This is a genomic window from Streptomyces sp. NPDC004435 (assembly GCF_042873895.1).
Classification (GTDB): domain Bacteria; phylum Actinomycetota; class Actinomycetes; order Streptomycetales; family Streptomycetaceae; genus Streptomyces.
In genome coordinates, this window is record NZ_JBIAMB010000015.1 from 47,084 (window position 1) to 63,866 (window position 16,783).

At 75.4% G+C, this 16,783-nt stretch carries 9 protein-coding genes; 5 read left to right on the forward strand and 4 right to left on the reverse strand.

What is annotated here, in order from left to right; translation table 11 throughout:
- Positions 1–10: 10 nt before the first annotated feature.
- Positions 11–2,110, reverse strand: a complete 2,100-nt coding sequence (gene recQ / locus ACFYT9_RS25720) for a DNA helicase RecQ (RefSeq protein WP_389167910.1) — start codon at positions 2,108–2,110, stop codon at positions 11–13.
- A gap of 323 nt (positions 2,111–2,433) precedes the next feature.
- Between recQ and ACFYT9_RS25725 the strand changes: the two genes are divergently transcribed.
- Positions 2,434–2,691, forward strand: a complete 258-nt coding sequence (locus tag ACFYT9_RS25725) for a LapA family protein (RefSeq protein WP_376599436.1) — start codon at positions 2,434–2,436, stop codon at positions 2,689–2,691.
- Between the two features lie 78 nt (positions 2,692–2,769).
- On the opposite strand, the gene ACFYT9_RS25730 is transcribed toward ACFYT9_RS25725, so the two are convergent.
- The 3 genes from ACFYT9_RS25730 to ACFYT9_RS25740 all read right to left on the reverse strand — a co-directional run bounded on the left by ACFYT9_RS25730 (position 2,770) and on the right by ACFYT9_RS25740 (position 5,030).
- Positions 2,770–3,096, reverse strand: a complete 327-nt coding sequence (locus ACFYT9_RS25730; protein ID WP_376599438.1) for a helix-turn-helix transcriptional regulator — start codon at positions 3,094–3,096, stop codon at positions 2,770–2,772.
- 164 nt (positions 3,097–3,260) lie between these two features.
- Complete coding sequence (locus tag ACFYT9_RS25735; RefSeq protein ID WP_389167662.1) at positions 3,261–3,692, reverse strand: hydrolase; 432 nt, start codon at positions 3,690–3,692, stop codon at positions 3,261–3,263.
- Between the two features lie 93 nt (positions 3,693–3,785).
- Positions 3,786–5,030: an MFS transporter gene (locus ACFYT9_RS25740; protein WP_387276251.1), complete on the reverse strand. Its 1,245-nt coding sequence runs from the start codon at positions 5,028–5,030 to the stop codon at positions 3,786–3,788.
- Positions 5,031–5,280: 250 nt separating this feature from the next.
- Between ACFYT9_RS25740 and ACFYT9_RS25745 the strand changes: the two genes are divergently transcribed.
- The 4 genes from ACFYT9_RS25745 (at position 5,281) to ACFYT9_RS25760 (ending at position 16,590) form a co-directional block, all read left to right on the forward strand.
- Complete coding sequence (locus ACFYT9_RS25745; protein WP_389167665.1) at positions 5,281–8,505, forward strand: BTAD domain-containing putative transcriptional regulator; 3,225 nt, start codon at positions 5,281–5,283, stop codon at positions 8,503–8,505.
- Positions 8,506–8,748: 243 nt separating this feature from the next.
- A complete protein-coding gene (locus ACFYT9_RS25750; protein WP_389167912.1) occupies positions 8,749–10,653 on the forward strand; it encodes an FHA domain-containing protein in 1,905 nt (634 codons plus the stop codon).
- Positions 10,654–10,819: 166 nt separating this feature from the next.
- Complete coding sequence (locus ACFYT9_RS25755; RefSeq protein WP_389167668.1) at positions 10,820–11,677, forward strand: DUF4132 domain-containing protein; 858 nt, start codon at positions 10,820–10,822, stop codon at positions 11,675–11,677.
- Complete coding sequence (locus tag ACFYT9_RS25760) at positions 11,674–16,590, forward strand: DNA-binding protein (protein ID WP_389167670.1); 4,917 nt, start codon at positions 11,674–11,676, stop codon at positions 16,588–16,590. The genes ACFYT9_RS25755 and ACFYT9_RS25760 overlap by 4 nt, the downstream gene beginning before the upstream one ends.
- Positions 16,591–16,783: the final 193 nt, after the last annotated feature.

The following is a 16,783-nucleotide window of genomic DNA, read 5'->3' on the forward strand; positions in this document are numbered from 1 at the left end:
CCCGCAGGCGTCACTCCCAGTCGTCCCAGGACGGCTCGGTCTCGTCCTCGCCGAAGAAGAGCGGCTCGTCCTCGGGTGCCGCCGCCGGGGCGGCGGGACGGGCCGCCGGCGCGGCCTTCCGCGCGGCTGCCGGGGCGGGCGCGCCGCCGACCGAGCGGGCGGCCCGCTGGTCGGCCGCCCGCGTCGCCGCGCGGGACGGGGCCGCGGCGGAGGCGGAAGTCGGAGGCTCGTCCGGGCCGGCGTCGCCGGCCGGAGCCGTACCGTCGGCCGGGGCCGTACCGCTCGCGCCACCGGTGCCGCCTTCGGCCGCGAACCCGGCGAGGGCTTCCAGAAGGCTCTCGCCGTACTTGGCGAGCTTGGCCTCGCCGACACCGCCGACCGTGCCGAGCTCGGCGACGCTCGTGGGGAGCGTCGTCGCGACCTCGCGGAGCGTAGCGTCGTGGAAGACGACGTACGCGGGCACGCCCTGCTCACGCGCGGTCGCCGCGCGCCAGGCGCGCAGGGCCTCGAACACGGGCAGGGCGCCGGCGGGCAGGTCGACCGGGACGCGGGACTTCCCGGACCGGCCGCCGCTCTCCTTGCGGGGCGCCGCGGCCTTCGCCGCCTCCTTGCGCATCGGGACCTGACGCCGGCCGCCGAGGACCTCGCCGCTGGCCTCGGTGAGGACGAGGGTGCCGTGGTCGCCCTCCACGGCGAGCAGCCCGAGGGCGAGGAGCTGGCGGACGACCCCCCGCCACTCGGCCGTGCCGAGGTCGGCGCCGATGCCGAAGACGGAGAGGGTGTCGTGGTCGAACTGGATGACCTTGGCGGTCTTCTTGCCCTGGAGGATGTCGATGATCTGGCCGGCGCCGAACTTCTGGCGCCGCTCGCGGGCCAGCCGCCACACGGTGGAGAGCAGTTTCTGCGCGGCGACGGTGCCGTCCCAGGACTCGGCGGGGGCGAGGCAGGCGTCGCAGTTCCCGCAGGGCCCGGACTTCTGGCCGAAGTAGGCGAGCAGGCGGACGCGCCGGCACTCGACGGTCTCGCACAGGGCGAGCATGGCGTCGAGATGGGCGGCGAGACCGCGCCGGTGGTTCTCGTCGCCCTCGGAGCCGTCGATCATCTTGCGCTGCTGGACGACGTCCTGGAGGCCGTAGGCGAGCCAGGCGGTGGCGGGCTCGCCGTCGCGACCCGCGCGGCCGGTCTCCTGGTAGTAGCCCTCGACGGACTTCGGCAGGTCGAGGTGGGCGACGAAGCGGACGTCCGGCTTGTCGATGCCCATGCCGAAGGCGATGGTCGCGACGACCACGACGCCGTCCTCGCGCAGGAACCGCGCCTGGTTCGCGGCGCGGGAGGCCGCGTCCATGCCCGCGTGGTACGGGATCGCGTCGACGCCGTGCTCGGCGAGGAAGGCGGCGGTCTTCTCCACGGACGACCGCGACAGGCAGTAGACGACTCCGGCATCGCCCGCGTGCTCGGCGCGGATGAGGTCGAGGAGCTGCCGGGTCGGGTTGTTCTTGGCGACGATCCGGTACTGGATGTTGGGCCGGTCGAAGCTGGCGACGAAGTGGCGTGCCTCCCCCAGGCCGAGCCGGGTGGCGATCTCGCCGTGGGTGGCCTCGGTGGCGGTGGCGGTCAGCGCGATCCGCGGCACCTTGGGCCAGCGCTCGTGGAGGAGGGAGAGGGCCAGGTAGTCCGGCCGGAAGTCGTGGCCCCACTGGGAGACGCAGTGCGCCTCGTCGATCGCGAAGACGGAGACCGTGCCCCGGTCGAGCAGCCGCTGGGCGCCCTCCGTGCGCAGCCGCTCGGGGGCCAGGTACAGGAGGTCCAGCTCCCCGGCGAGAAACGCCTGCTCGACGGTCTGCCGCTCGTACGGGTCCTGCGTCGAGTTCAGGAAGCCCGCCCGGACGCCGAGGGCGTTGAGCGCGTCCACCTGGTCCTGCATGAGCGCGATCAGCGGGGAGATCACCACACCCGTGCCGGGCCGCACCAGCGCGGGGATCTGGTAGCAGAGCGACTTGCCGCCGCCGGTCGGCATGAGCACGAGGGCGTCACCGCCGGCCACGACATGCTCGATGATCTCCTGCTGCTCGCCGCGGAAGGAGCTGTAGCCGAAGACGCGGTGGAGCACCTCCAAGGCGTCGGAGGATCCGTCGGGGGACTCGTCAGGGGATCCGTCGGGGCTCGGTGCGGAGGAGTCGGAGGAGTCGGAAGAAGCGTCGATGAGGGCCACCCGAAAAGCCTATCCGCCCGGGCACCGCGACCGGGCCGCCCGCCCGAGGCTGTGGACAACTCGTCCGTCCCGGGACCGCCGGGACCGTTCTCCACAGGTAACGGGCCCGCGCCCGGCTCCCGGCCCGTGGGGCACCCGGCGGGGCGTCCGACGGGACAGCGGTCCCGGCCGCCTCGATACTGGGGAGGGACCCCTCCTCCCCGAGAGAGGAACCGGCTCTCATGTCTCAGCGCACCGCGAAGCAGCCTCATGAACCGGCGACCGTGACGGTCAAGGGACGGGACATGCGCCTGCGGACCCTCGCATTCGTCCTGGTCGCCGCGCTCGCCATCTGGTTCATCGCCGCCAACACCGGCTCGGTCACGATCCGGCTCTGGATCCCGACGGTCACGCTCCCGCTCTGGATCGTCCTCACCGTCACGCTCCTCGTCGGCTTCGTCCTCGGCTTCTTCGTCGCCCGCCGCCGCAGTCGGCGCTGACGGGCCCCGCGGCCGGGGCGTGACTCGAGAGTCCCGTCTGCCCCTCCGGGCGGACTGGCGCTCCTCTCGGAACACGCCCTAGGACTCTGCCTGTGCCTGGTCGGATTCACGGGCCAGCAGTGCCAGCAGTCCCGCGATCTCGTGCCCGGCCTCGGCGGGGTGCCGGAAGGGGGCGTCCGGGTTGACCCGGTAGTGGTTGCGGCGGCCGTCCGCGGCCCGGCCCCGGGCCAGGTACCCGGCCTCTTCGAGATCGGCGACGATCGCCTGGACGGTCCGCTCCGTCACCCCGCAGCGCGACGCCACGTCACGCAGACGCACCTCAGGGTCGCGGGCGACGGTGAGCAGGACACGCGCGTGATTGGTGAGGAAGGTCCAGCCGGGCTGACCGTTTCCGTTCGCTCCCATAGAAATCCCCTCCCCCGGATCGCCGTCGATCATGCGTGTCGCGGGTCACGCCGACCGGACCGCGTCACGCCGGACGGCGGACACCCGGGGTGCGGTGCGGGCCTCGGCCGATCCGATCCGATCCGGGCCGGGAGGACCCGGTCGTGGCGACCGGCCCGGCCTCGTCATCGAGCCGGGAGGACCCGCTTGGCGCCGAGCAGGACGCCGTACCGCTCCCGCGCCGCGAAGTCCTCCGGCCACCACACCGCCGGCCGCCCGACCTCCGCGCACAGGTGGAGGACCGCGTCCTCCCCCGCCCGGACGCCCACATGGGCTCCGTAGGCCCGGTCGGTGGCAATGTACAGGAGCAGGTCGAGGGGGCGGAGGTCGGCGAGCGGTACGCGGACGGTGGACTCCGTGTCCTCCCACAGCTCCGAGGAGCGCAGGTCCGGCGGGCGCAGGCCGAAGTGCCGGAGCACCTCGTAGGCGTACAACTGGCAGTTGGCGCCCGGCCCGAGACCCGGCCGGGCGGCCACGGAGGCGGCGCCCGGGAAACGCGAGCCGTCGTAGCGGACGGACCGGAACTCGGCCGGCAGACGGGAAAGGAGTGGCTCCATCCCGCCATCATTCACGGCCACGGGCGAGGGGCGCACCGCCGCCGTGCGCGGGCGGCCGGTTGAACGGCCGCCGCGCGGCGCGAGGGTGCGCCCTCAGGGCCCGGACCGGCGGGCCGGAAAGCCGTGCGACCGGGCCCGGAGCACCACCGCCAGGACGGGGACGAGCAGCGCCAGCAGGGTCCAGGGGAAGGCGCCGCTGCCGACGGTGTCCAGGAGGATGCCACCGATCACGCCGCCCACGGCCATGGCCACGTTCCACAGCGTCACCAGCATGGCCTGCGCCCCGTCGGCCTGGTCTCCGCCCGCCTCGCCCCCGGCCGTCTGGAGCAGCGTGGGCACGCCGCCCCAGCCCAGCCCCCACACCACGGCGGCCAGGTGGACGAAGAGCGCGTGCTCGGCGAGAACGCCGAGCAGCGCCGCCGCCAGTGCCACCAGCAGCGTCGCCGCCACGGTCAGCCCGCGCAGGCGCCGGTGGATGCGGGCGCCCACGACCCAGATGCTCACCAGCGAGGCCGCGCCGAACTCCAGCAGCACCAGATCGGTGCTGCCGCCCATGCCGAGGTCGTCGAGGAACGCGGCCACGTACGCGTACAGGACGGTGTGGGCGAGGACGAAGACCAGCGTCACGAAGAGCACCGCCGGCACGCCCGGAACCTTCAACGCCTTCAGCATGCCGGGGCGTTCGCCGGTTCGCGTGCCGGGACGGTCCGGGACGGCGGCCGCGATCCACCCCAGGAGCACCACGGTCAGCCCGGTCATCGCCAGGAAAGCGGTCCGCCAGTCGGCGACCTCGCCCAGGTACGTCCCCGCCGGCACGCCCAGGGAGAGCGCGACCGGGATGCCGGCCATCGCGACGGCGAGGGCGCGGCCTTCCAGGCGCGCCGGGGCCAGGCGGCGCGCGTAGCCGGCGAGCAGCGCCCAGGCCAGACCGGCCGCCATGCCCGCCACGAACCGGGCGGCCATCGTCAGGCCGTACTCCGAGGAGACGGCCGTCACGGTGTTGGCCAGCGCGAAGCCGGTCATCGAGGCCAACAGCAGCCGCTTGCGCCGCCATCCGGACGTCGCCGCCGTCAGCGGGATCGCCGTCAGCGCGGTGCCGAGGGCGTACACGGTCACGGTCTGTCCGGTCGCCGAGGCGCTGACGCCGAGGTCGGCGCTCATCGCCGGCAGCAGTCCGGCGGGCAGGGTCTCGGTGAGGCTGGTGACGAAGACGGCGGTGGCCAGCGCCAGCAGCGCGAGGAGGGGGAGTTTCCGGGGTTCGTCGGCCGGACCGGTGTCCTCCGCTCGTACGGGTGCCGCCGACGCGACGGCGGTGCCGGCGTCCGATGGGGTGCTCATGGGGTGCTCCAGGTGGATTCGGGGGGTGCCCAGGACGGCACCGCGTCCCTCGGCTTCCGCCGCTGTGCTGTGCCGCGCGTGCTGTCGCGCCGACTGTGGAGGAGCAGGCTGCGGAAACCCTTCGGGAATCCTTCGGGAGTCGTTCGGGAGTCCTTGGGAACCGCTCGCGGGCCCGGCGTCCGCCCCGCTCGCGGGCCCCGCGTCCGCTACCCCGACAGGCGTGCGGAGCCGGGCGGATAAGGTGATCGGCATGCGGTTCGGGGTGCTCGGTCCAGTCGTGGTCGTGGGCGACGAAGGCGAAGAGGTCGCGGTCCCCGAGGCCAAGGTCCGCACCCTGCTCGCCGTGCTGCTCGCCCACGGCGGCGAGACCGTCCCCGCCGACCTCCTCATCGACGCCCTGTGGCCCGCCCGGCTGCCGGGGAACCCGGCCGGCGCCCTCCAGTCGCGGGTCTCGCAGCTGCGCCGGGTCCTGGGCGCGCAGCGTGTGGTGCGCCGCCCTCCCGGCTACCGGCTGGAGCTGGATCCGGACGAGGTCGACGCCTCGCGCTTCCGCGCGCTGGTGGCGCATGCCGCGGCCACACCCGGGCCGGCCGACCGGACCGGCCTGCTCACCGAGGCACTGGGGCTGTGGCGCGGGTCCGCCTACGCCGACGTCGCGGACGCCGGCCCCGTCCGTCCGGCCGCCGCCCGCCTGGACGAGGAGCGGCTGGCCGCGCTGGAGGACCGCGCCCGGGCCCGCCTCGCGGTCGGCGGCGACGCCGCCCTCGTCGCGGAACTGGCCGAGCTCGCGGCGGCGCACCCGCTCCGCGAGCGGCTCCACGCCCTTCACCTGCGCGCCCTGTACGCCGCCGGGCGCCAGGGCGAAGCACTCGCCGGGTACGAGTCCCTGCGCGCCCGCCTCGCCGAGGAGCTGGGCGTCGACCCCGGTCCCGAGCTGTCCGCCCTGCACGGCGCGCTGCTCCGCCACGCCCCCGAACTGTCCGCCCCCGTCGCGCCGCCGCGTACCCACGCCCTCCCCGCACCCGCACCCGCACCCGCACCCGCCCCCGCCGAACACCCCCGCACACCCCCCGCCGTCCTCCCCGCGCCGCTCACCCCCCTGATCGGCCGCGACGCGCTCCTCGCCCATGTCCGGCAGGCCCTCGGCACCGCGCGGCTGGTGACGCTCACCGGGGCCGGCGGGGTCGGGAAGACGCGGGTCGCCGTCGCGGCGGCGCGGGTGTCGGTTCCCGGCGCGTGGCTGGTCGAGTTCGCCGGGGTGCGGCCCCGCTCCGCCGACGACCTGGCCCAGATCGTCGCCACCGTGCTCGGCCTGCGGGACGACGCCCGTGGTGCGGGGCCGGACGGTGCCGCGCCCACCCCGCTCGGGCGGCTGGCCGCCGCGCTGCGCGACCGGCAGGGGCTGCTCGTGCTGGACAACTGCGAGCACGTCGTGGACGCCGCCGCCGAACTCGCCGCGCGGCTGCTCACGGCCGCCCCCGGGCTGCGGGTGCTCGCCACCAGCCAGGAGCCTCTGGGACTGAACGGCGAGACGGTCGTCGTCGTCGAACCGCTCGCCGCCGGCGACGCGGTCCGGCTCTTCACCGAGCGGGCCGCCGCCTCCGCCCCCGGCTTCCCCGCCGATCCGGCCGCGCTCACCCCGGACGACCGCGCGCGCGTCGAGGAGGTCTGCCGGCGGCTCGACGGCATCCCGCTCGCCCTGGAGCTGGCCGCCACCCGCGTCCGCGCACTGGGCGTACGGGAGCTGGCGGCCCGGCTCCACGACCGCTTCCGGCTCCTGGCCGGCGGGGGGCGCGGCGCTCCCGCCCGCCAGCGGACCCTGCGCGCGGTGATCGACTGGAGCTGGGAGCTGCTCTCCCCGCCCGAGCGGCTGGTGCTGAGTCGCCTCGCGGTGTTCGGTGACGGCTGCGACCTGGCGGCGGTCACCGCCGTCGCCGGCGGCGACGGGGTGGCCGGGACGGACGTGTGGGAACTGGTGACCCGGCTCGTCGACCGTTCCCTGGTGACGGTGACGACCGCTCCGTCGGGTCCTCGCTACGGCCTGCTGGAGTCCGTCGCCGCCTACGCCCTGGAACGACTCGCCGAGGACGGCGCCCCCGACTCCGTACGCGCCCGTCACCTCGCCCACTACCTGGCACTGGCCGAACGCGCCGAGCCCGCCCTCCGGGGCCCGGACCAGCGCGACACGCTCGACCGTCTCGACACCGAGGCCGGCAACCTGCGCACCGCCCTCGACACGGCCCTGCGGCCGCCCTCCGGGGGCGCGGACGCGGCCCGGCTGGCCGGCTCGCTGGTCTGGTGGTGGCTGCTGCGCGGGCGCCTCACCGAGGCCCGGCGCACCCTGCGCGCGGTCCTCGACGTCCACCCGGACGCGACGACCGGGGTTCCGCATCGCGCGTTCTGCCTCCTGACCGAGGGCCGGGGGGCCGGACGGTCCTCCGCCCCGGGCGAGGACCTCGTCCCCGGCCGGGACACGTCCGCCGGGCTCCGCGCCCGATGGCTCTGCGCGTACGGCCTCTTCAGCGCGGGCTCGCCGGAAGAGGCCGAAGAGGTCAACTCCCTTGCCCTGGAGGGGTTCGAGGCGTCCGGTGACGCCTGGGGGACGGCCGCCGCCCTGAGTCTGCGCGCCCGGCTCGCCCTGGACCGGGGCGACCTCGCGGGTGTCGAACGCGACGGCAGGCGGAGCGCCCGGCTCTTCCGTGAGCTGGGCGACCGCTGGGGCGAGCTGCAGACCGTGCCGCCGCTGGCCACCCTCGCCGAGGTCAGGGGCGATTACGCGGAGGCCGGCCGCCGGCAGCGCGAGGGCCTGCGCATCGCCCGCGCGCTCGGGCTCACCGCCGAGGTGTCCGCTCGGCTCTCGGGCCTCGGCCGGCTCGCGCTCCTCGACCGCGACGGGGACAGGGCCCGCGCCCTGCACGGGCAGGCCCTCGCGATCGCCGCCGAGCAGGGGTACGCGTACGCCGAGATCCACGCCCGGATGGGGCTCGCGCTCGGCGCCCGCAGATCCGGTGACCTCACCGCCGCCGAGGACCAACTGGCGCGACTTCAGGACCGGTTCGCCCAGGCGTCCTCTCCCGCGGGAGAGCATCTGCGCCATGCCGAACTCGGCTTCCTCGCGGAGCTCCGGGGCCGCCCCGACGAGGCGGCCCGGCACCATCTGCGCGCGCTGGCGGTGGCCCGTACCCTCGGCGAACCCCGTGCGCTGGCCCTCTGCCTGGAGGGGCTGGCGGGCGCCCTCGCCCCCGGCAGCCCCGCCGGGGCGGCCGCCCTCCTCGGTGCCGCGGACGCCGAACGCCGGGGCGTCGGAGCCCCGTTGCCCGCCGCCGAGCGCGGCGACGTCGACCGGATCACCGGCATCCTGCGGGCGGCTCTCGGGGCGGCGGAGTTCACCGCCGCGTTCGCCCGCGGGGCACGCGAGGGCGGCGGGACGACCCTCGTCCGCCTCCGGGTCGAACTCGCCGCCCTCGCGGAATAGCGTCCCTTCCGGCACAGCGCCCACAGGAGTCACAGAGGCTTCCCCCGGAACCCTTCCGTGACATTTTCACAGCGGGGTCACCCTCTGATGTCCAGTGGGTTCGCACGCCTTTCCAGCGGCGTCGGGCCCGCCCTAAGATTGCTCCGCGTGCCGGTCGCCCCACGGCGTGCGGGACAGGAATCGACAACCGTCCGCCGGTTCGCAATTCGTCATCGGATCCGTGACCAATGGAATTGGGTGACCATGCCTCCTCGGCTCGTCGGCCATCAAGGCTCTCTGACCGGACAGCAGTTCCCGATCGGCACCTCACCGCTGACCCTGGGTCGCAAGGGCGACAACAGCATCGTGATCCTCGGCGAGAACGTCTCCCGCTTTCACGCGGAAGTGCGCCGGGAGAACCACGGATTCGTCCTGTACGACAGCGGCAGCAGCAACGGAACGCACGTCAACGGGACGCGGGTGACCTCGCACGAGTTGCAGCCCGGGGACCTCATCGAGATCGGCACCGAGACGTTCCGCTTCGAGGCGGCCGACGCCATGGAGACCATCCTCGACCTGTCCGTGCTGCGTCCGCTCGGCGTGTCCTCACAGGCGACCCTGGCGGCCGGACCGGTGCTGGACGTCACGGTCTCCGGCGGCGGCCCGGTCGGCCTGGGTTTCGCCCTGCTCCTCGAACACCTCATGGGGCACCGCGTCACCATCACCGTGTACGACGGCCGCTGGACCCGGGACGGGACGCGGGTCGTGTGGAAGGGCGAGGACCAGGGCAACGTCCGCCGGCAACAGGTCGTCACGGTGCAGAGCCGCCAGTACCTGAACCTCCCCGAGGAGGTGCAGGAACGCCTCTTCCGCGACAGCGCCGCGTTCACCGAGATGTGGCCGGTCGGGCCCGATTCGATCCTCGGCCGCAGCCCGAGAAACCTCCGGATCGCCTATATCGAGGACACGCTCCTCGCCCTGGCCAACGAGAAACCGGACCGCATCCGCCTCGTCCCCGAAGCTTTCGACCCGGCCGAGCACCAGAATTCCGAAGCGAAGAACCATGTCCTCGCCATTTGCGAAGGAGGACGCTCACGGACCCGGGAGCATTTCGCGGACAAGTTCGGGAACGCCGACAAGTCCATCTATTCGCTGCACGGCCGGCACGTGCAGGACGTCGTCCTCGGACTGCGCGTCAAGTCGGCCCTGAGCGACCCCATGACGGTCCTGCTGACCGTCGCCCAGAACCGGTTCCTCCTCAACGCCCTGCGCGGCGAGGGCTTCCTCAACATGCGGCTCACCGATGCCGAGGCCGCGGAAGTGGTCGGCATCGATCCGGTCCGGCACGTCTTCGAGGACTGCATCGCCTCACGGCCGTGCGTCATGGGGCGCGACGACCACGGCGACTTCCAGTGCTCGACGCACAGCACCCTCTTCCTGCCCGCCATGGTCAGGGGCTCGGCCCTGTGGAAGCGGGTGCGGGAGGGCCTCGCGCTGTTCGGCGTCGCCGAGGACGACCTGAGCGCCGTCACCGCCTTCCGGCTCGACATGGTGCAGCGCCCGAGGTTCACCACCCGCCTGTACTCGGCCACGCCGACCTCGCCGGGGACGTACGGCTTCCTGCTCGGGGACGCCGCCAACGCCATCCACTTCTGGCCGGGCCGGGGGCTCAACAGCGGTCTGGGCTCGGCGATCTCGCTGGCCCGGTCCCTCAACGGGGCCTGGACGGGCCGCCCCTTCCGCGACGCCGACTTCGCCCGCCACGAGGCGGCGATGTCCATGCTCCAGTACCGCCACAAGAGCCGCGCCTGGAACACGATGATCACCACCGACGAGCACGGCGTCAGCCGCCCGATCAAGGAGAAGATCGCCCAGAGCATCGAGGAGCACGAGGGGAAGGACCTCGACAGGGGCGCCGACATCGACGCCCTGATGGAACGGCTGCGGTCGATCCGCGGCCGGCTCGCCTCCCGCCTGCCCGGCATGCCCGACGACCCGACCCTCCGGAGCCACCTGGAGACCCTCGGCGCCTCGACGCTGCGCACGCTGTGGGAGAGCGGTGCCTGGGACACCCTGATCGTCGGCGGCGAAGAGGTGGACATCGACATCTTCTACCGGCAGGACGCTCCGCCCGCCGCCGCTCCGGCCAGGACCCCCGCCGCGCCGTAGGGCGGGGGCGAGCCACCCGGCCGCGGCCTCCCCCCTGGAGACCGCGGCCTCCTTCCCGCGTTGTCAGTGGGAGCGCATAGCGTCTTCCCCATACCGCAGTTCGGGGGCGTGGGCCCCCTGTTTCGGGCTGCGTGGACACGTCGGTTCAGGTGGAGGGGCGCGGCTCATGGTGTGGCTGGATGCGGGTGAGGGGTACGAGGTCACCCTCGACGACGGCGGGCGGGTGGTCGCCCGCCGTTCCGGGGGGCGGGTGCTGAAAACGGTGCCGAAGGCCCTGCGGGACGACCCGGGGGTGGACAGGCTGAAGCAGCTGTCCGAGTGGCTGGACCGGCACGCGGACGCGTGCGTGGCGCAGGTGGACGCCTGGATGGTGTCCTCGCTGCCGGTGCCCACGGCGCTGATCGCGCGGGTCTGGCCGGACGAGGCGTGGCGGGCCGCGCTGCGCGACATGGCCGTGGTCGGGGACGACCCGGACGAGGTCGGCTTCCTGCGGGACGTCTCCGAGGACGGCGGGCTGAAGGTCGTCGACCTGGACGGCGAGACGGTGCGGATGGCGCCGCGCACGGTGACCCTGCCGCACCCGGTGCTCCTCCCCGACCTGGAGGACGTCCGCGAGTTCGCGGCCGAACTGGGCATCACCCAGCGCGTGGAGCAGATCCACCGCGCGACCTGGACCCGCCCGGAGACCCTCGCGGCGAACGCGACGGAGGTGCGGGACTACGTGGGCGGCAAGTTCACCTCGCGGTTCGGGCTCGCGGCGCGGGCCACCGGACTCGGCTACCGGGTCTCCGGCGGGTACGCGACGAGCAAGGTGCGCGACGGGGGCCGGAGCACCGAGGCGTCGGTGTGGATCGGCGAGCCGTACTGGGACGGGGAGTCGGAGACCGGCGGGCTGAGCTGGCACGACGAGGACGGCCGCGCGATGCGGCTCGACGGGGTCGGGCCGGTGGCCTGGTCCGAGGGGATGCGCATGGCCGCGGCGCTCTACGCCGGCCGCACGATCGAAGAGGGTGGGAACGCGTGACCGGCACGACCGCGACGAACGACATCGAGCTGCTGAACGCCGGGGCCGTCCTCCCGGCGGACACGGTGGGGGCGGGCCCCTCCGCCGTGGAGCTGACCGCCCGGACCTACCGGCACCCCGTGTTCGGGGACGACCGGGTCGTGGTGCGGCTGACGGCCGCCGAACTCGGCGCCGCCGAGGACCTGGCCGCGGGCTTCCTCGGACTCGAACCGGCCGCGGAGCCGGCCGTGGTCGGACTCGGCCGGCGCCAGGAGCTGGGCTTCCCGGAGTGGGTGCTGGTGCACCACCCCGAGGACGGGCACCACGCGCTCGCCGTCGTGCCCGAGCTGGACCGGCTCGCGCGGCAGGCGAAGAGCAAGCCGAAGGCGGCGCTCGACGCCTGCCTCGAACTCGCGGGGCGGCTCGCCTCCTCCGTGCCGCACTTCCTGCCCGTCTTCTTCGAGCAGGCCGCCCGGGTCTTCCTGGCGGTGGAGAACACCACGTACGCGGGGCAGCTGTTCGGCCGCGCCCGCACCAGCGAGGCGCAGCACGGCCTGCCCGTGGACGAGGACCGGCTGGACGCCGTGTTCCTGGAGTTCGCGCTCGCCGGGGCGCTGCCCGTGAAGGTACTGTCCGGGTACGGCAAGGAGCTGTCCGCGCGGCTGGCGCCCCAGGAGGCGTACGAGCGGTTCCGGCGGCTGTGCGTGCGCCGCACGGCGGGCGGGCTCGCGCCGTCCGCGCAGGCCGCGACCGAGCTGCGGCGGCTCGCCCGGGCCGCCGGGCTGTCCGCCGGGGAGGCCGAGCAGGACCACCTCGCGGAGCTGCTGCCCCTGCCGGCCACGCTGCGGGCGGCGACGGGCTGGTGGAAGGCGCACCGCGCGCCGCTCGTCGCGCTGGCCCGGCGGGTGCCCGGGACGCGGGGCACGCTGCTGACGCTCGCCCCCTCGTCGGACGACGGCGCCCTGAGCGAGCTGTGGCTCGACATCCTCACGGAGTCCGGCGCCGACACCGGCCTGGTCGACGCGGGGCTGCCCGCCGAGGAGCAGTGCGCCGACGGGGCGGCCGGCTGGCTGGAGCGGTTCCACGCCGCCCGGCACAGCGGCTGGGGCCGGCGGCCCACGCCGACGCCGCTGCTCGACCTGGTCGAGCGCGCGGCGGGACGGATCCGCGCCGATCTCGCGGCCCGGCCCGAGGGCCGCCGCGAGCTGCGGATCGGTCTGGAGGACACCAACCTGCTGGACCTGCTGCTCGCCCTGGACGTCCCGGTCCGCGCCCCCGAGCGGGACGAGCGACGGCACGGCGTCGCCCTGGACCTGACGGACTGGCACCAGTCGGAGCGTCCCCGGGACCTGGCGGCGCTCGCCGCCGACCCGCGCTTCCACCGCCCGTTCGACCGGGGGGCGAACGCCTTCAACGGCGGCGGTCACGGCGAGGACGTCCTGCGCCGGCTGGCCGCGTCCGAGGGCGGCCGGGTGCTGCTCGCCCGCTGGACCCGGGAGGTCGCCCGCTCGTCCGTCGCGGCCGGACTGCCCGGCCTGCCGGCCGCCCTCTCCACCCTGGCGTGGCTCCCCGCCGAGGCTCTCGCGCTCGCCCCCGAGGAGGTGGCCGCCGCGGCGGGCGCCGACCTCGGCGAGACGCTGGCCCGCACGCTCCGCGGCGGCCTGTGGGAGGAGTTCCACTGGCCGGAGTGGGAGCGGGCGGTGGCGGAGCTGGCACCTGCCTCCTCCGACCCGTCCGACCTGACCGTCGTCGAGGCGTGGCCGCACCTGATCGTGGCGAACGCCTCCCAGGCCCGGGTCATCGGCGCCGACGCCACCCTCCTCGTCCACGACCTGCGCATCCCGACGGCGTCCGCGTCCTCGATCCGCAGCCACGGCTTCCACTACGTGGACGGCGCACTGCTCGTGTTCTGGACCGAGTACGGCAACAACCCCCCGCGCGGCTACTGGCACACGGCCCCCGACCGGGTGTTCACGCTCGAAGGGAACGTCAACACGTGGTCGCTCCGCTCCGGGCGGGCCAGCCTGGAGCTGCCGGGCGGCGGGCGCACCACCGGCCGCGGCGTGCTGCACGCCGGCGACACCCGGCTCCCCGCGGAGGTCCCCGTCATCTCGGACGGGACGTCCTACTGGGCGTACGAGAACCGCGACGGGCAGGACGAGAGCGGCTGGGTCGAGTACGACCCCGTCGAGGGCACCTCCGGGCGCCGCTCGCAGCCCGGCTTCCTCGCCGACGCGCTGCGGCCGCACGCCCCTGGCGCACGCCTGGGCGACTTCTCCTCCTGGCTGCGGCCCGCGCCGACGGTCGAGGACTCCGCCGTGGGCGCGCCCGTCCACGGCCTCCTCGGCTGGCGCGTGGTGCGGCTGCCGGAGAACGGCTGGCACGCGGGTGACCTCGCCGGCCGCGAGGTCGTGCTGCCGGAGGGGTCCGACATGCCGCTCGCGGCGCTCACCTTCCCCGGCGACGCCCGCCCGCGCGCGCTGACCCGTGAGTGGCGGACCCTGTCGCTCACCGACCCGGAAGGCGTCGTCACGGCGACGTGCGAGGGCGGCCGGGGCGAGCTGTTCCGGACCGCGACGTCGCTGCTCCCGCCGCTGGACTTCCTGTACGCGCTCCGCACCCGCGACCCGCGCGGTTCGGCCGTGCTGCGCGCCGCCGACGCCGAGACCGCCGGTGCGCTCCTGAAGGGCGCCGTCGCCGCGGAGCGCGCGGAGGACGTCACGGTCCTCGTCGGCACCGTGCTGCCCGGGCTCTCGCCCGAGCTCGCCGCCGGGGTGACGAAGGTGCTGCGCTTCGCGGTGCGGCAGCAGAAGGCGCTGGACGCGGTCGCCGCCCGGCTCGACCCGGCGGACGAGCCGGTCGCGTCGCGGGTCGCGGGTCCGGCCGACCGGATCCTCTCCCAGGCGCTCAACGGCGTGGTGGCGTCCGGCTACTCCCGGTGGGGCGCCGACTCGGACGTGACCCACCACTACCTGGAGCAGCTGGCCGCCGTCCGCGCCGCCACGGACGCGCCGGCCGTCCCCGGCCGCCTCCACTTCGACCTGCCGACGCTGCCGTGGTCCGGGCTGCCCTTCACCCCGCTCCTCGACACGCCGGCCGTGCTCGCCTACCGGGCGGTCGCGCCCTGCACCGAGCCGGCGCGCCGCGACGCGCTGCTCGGCGTCCTCGGCCGGGCCGACGCCCTCGGTCTGCTGTCGGCCGCCGGATCCGCCGGCCACTGGCGCCGCGTCCTGCTGCACCTGACCGACCAGCACCTGACCGCCCCCGACGGCCAGGACCGGAACGTCTCGCACCGCAGCGTGGTCCCGCTGGGCGGCGGCGCGGCCCTCGGCTTCACCGAGCGCAGCGACAGCGTGCCCGGCGGGCGGGACCTCGGCGCCCTGCTGTACGACCCGAGCGGCCGGTTCGAGGTGCCAGGCCCGTACACGGTGCGCGCCTGCGTGCCCGTCGGCGACCCCGAGCGGGCCGCGGGCTGGGCGTCCGCCTTCCTCCGGGAGGCGGAGGCCCGGGGCGGCGCAGCGCCGTTCCTGCCCGCCGCCGCCGAGGAGTTCGGCCGGCTCACCGGCGCCTCCCGGGCGCTCGCCGGGCTCGTTCTCGCCGGCATGCCGGAGATCGACAGCCACGAGAACAACTTCCTGCCCCTGGAGCTGCGCAAGACCCTCGGTGTGAAGGTCGTCGAGGCCGCCCACGCCCGGAACGAGCTGCGGGCCCTCCCGGTCGAGGTGCGCCAGGCGGTCGTGTCGGCGCTGCTGCCGGACGACCCGGCGCGCCTGTGGACCGAAGGCCCGGACGTGGCGGCCGCGGCCGAGGTGTGGAACGCGCGCGTGGGCCGCCGGGCGCAGGTGCCGGACTGGCTGACGGCCGAGGCGGCCCGTGCGGTGCGGGGCGGCTGGCCGGCTCCCCGGGCGCTCGCCGGGCTGCTCGATCCGGCGAACTCGCCCGAGCTGGGCGTGGACGTGGCCTGGCACATCAGCAACGACAAGCCCGCGCCGGTCGTTCCGGTGGAGGCGCCGTTCACCGGAGCCGTACTGACGGGCGCCGTCGGCCTGATGGGGTGGCTGGCGCACCGGCTCCCGGCGGGCGATCCGCTGCGGGCGGCGCTGCCCGGCGCGCTGACGGCGGTGCGGCAGCGGCTCGCCTCGCCTGACCTGCTCGTCGCCGTCGGGCACTACACGAGCCTGGCGGAGTTCCGGAAGGTGGCGGGCGCGCCGACGGAGACCGCGCCGGACCACGAGCGGTACGGGGCGGTGCTCATGGCCACGTACGACGGGCAGCCGCTGCCCGCGCTGCGGACGGCGCTGCTCGACTCGACCGGCGCCGACCCGTATCTGCCGGCCCTGCGCGGAGAGGACCAGCGGCCGACGTCGGTCGAGGCGGCGCTGCGCCTCTGCCACGACCCGGCGTTCGCGCGGCTGCTGGCCGATCCGGGCGCGCCTGCGGCGGGCGGGGCGGCGGACGACGGCACATGGTGGCCGCAGGATCCCTCGCGGTCGGTGCCCTCGCTCGTCGCGGAGGCCGCGGCGGCGCACGGCCTGGGGGCCGACGCGGCGACGCTGTACCTGATGCTGCTCGCGCTGCCCGACCCGACCGACCGGAACACGGCCCGCTGGACGGGGTGGAAGCCGGCGCGTCTGAAGGCGGCGCGGGCCGAGCTCGCGGCCACCGATCTGGTGGTCTCCGCCGTCCGGGCCCGCGCCGGACGCTCGCTGTTCCTGCCGGGGGCGTGGGCGGAGCAGTCCGCGCCGGTGCCGCCGGTCGAGCAGTGGAAGTCCGCCCTGTACGGCCTCCCGGCGGGCGGCCGTCCCGTCCTGGGCGTGCTGGTGCCGGCGGAACCGGTCGCCGAGCTGTACGCGCGCGCGTGGCGGCGCATCGTCGACGGCGACCTGCCGCGCTTCGAGGAGCTGAAGGTGAAGCGCACCCGCCGGCGGCGCTGACCGCCGCGCCGCACGGGGCCGCGGATCCGCCCTTCCCCCGCCCGGTGGGGGCGGATCCGCGGGCCCGGCACCGGAGCGCGCCCCGTCGCCGGGAGCTCCACCGGCTCCCGGCGGCACCCCCCGCGGGGCCCGTCCCCGCCCCCGTACCCGATCATCATGGCGATCACGGGCACGCCCGTGGCCGTCCCGCCGA

Bases quoted from the DNA above. Each gene is read 5' to 3' on its own strand.
- ACFYT9_RS25725 (WP_376599436.1), top strand. From the start codon at position 2,434: ATGTCTCAGCGCACCGCGAAGCAGCCTCATGAACCGGCGACCGTGACG.
- ACFYT9_RS25730 (WP_376599438.1), bottom strand. From the start codon at position 3,096: ATGGGAGCGAACGGAAACGGTCAGCCCGGCTGGACCTTCCTCACCAAT.
- ACFYT9_RS25735 (WP_389167662.1), bottom strand. From the start codon at position 3,692: ATGGAGCCACTCCTTTCCCGTCTGCCGGCCGAGTTCCGGTCCGTCCGC.
- ACFYT9_RS25740 (WP_387276251.1), bottom strand. From the start codon at position 5,030: ATGAGCACCCCATCGGACGCCGGCACCGCCGTCGCGTCGGCGGCACCC.
- ACFYT9_RS25745 (WP_389167665.1), top strand. From the start codon at position 5,281: ATGCGGTTCGGGGTGCTCGGTCCAGTCGTGGTCGTGGGCGACGAAGGC.
- ACFYT9_RS25750 (WP_389167912.1), top strand. From the start codon at position 8,749: ATGCCTCCTCGGCTCGTCGGCCATCAAGGCTCTCTGACCGGACAGCAG.
- ACFYT9_RS25755 (WP_389167668.1), top strand. From the start codon at position 10,820: ATGGTGTGGCTGGATGCGGGTGAGGGGTACGAGGTCACCCTCGACGAC.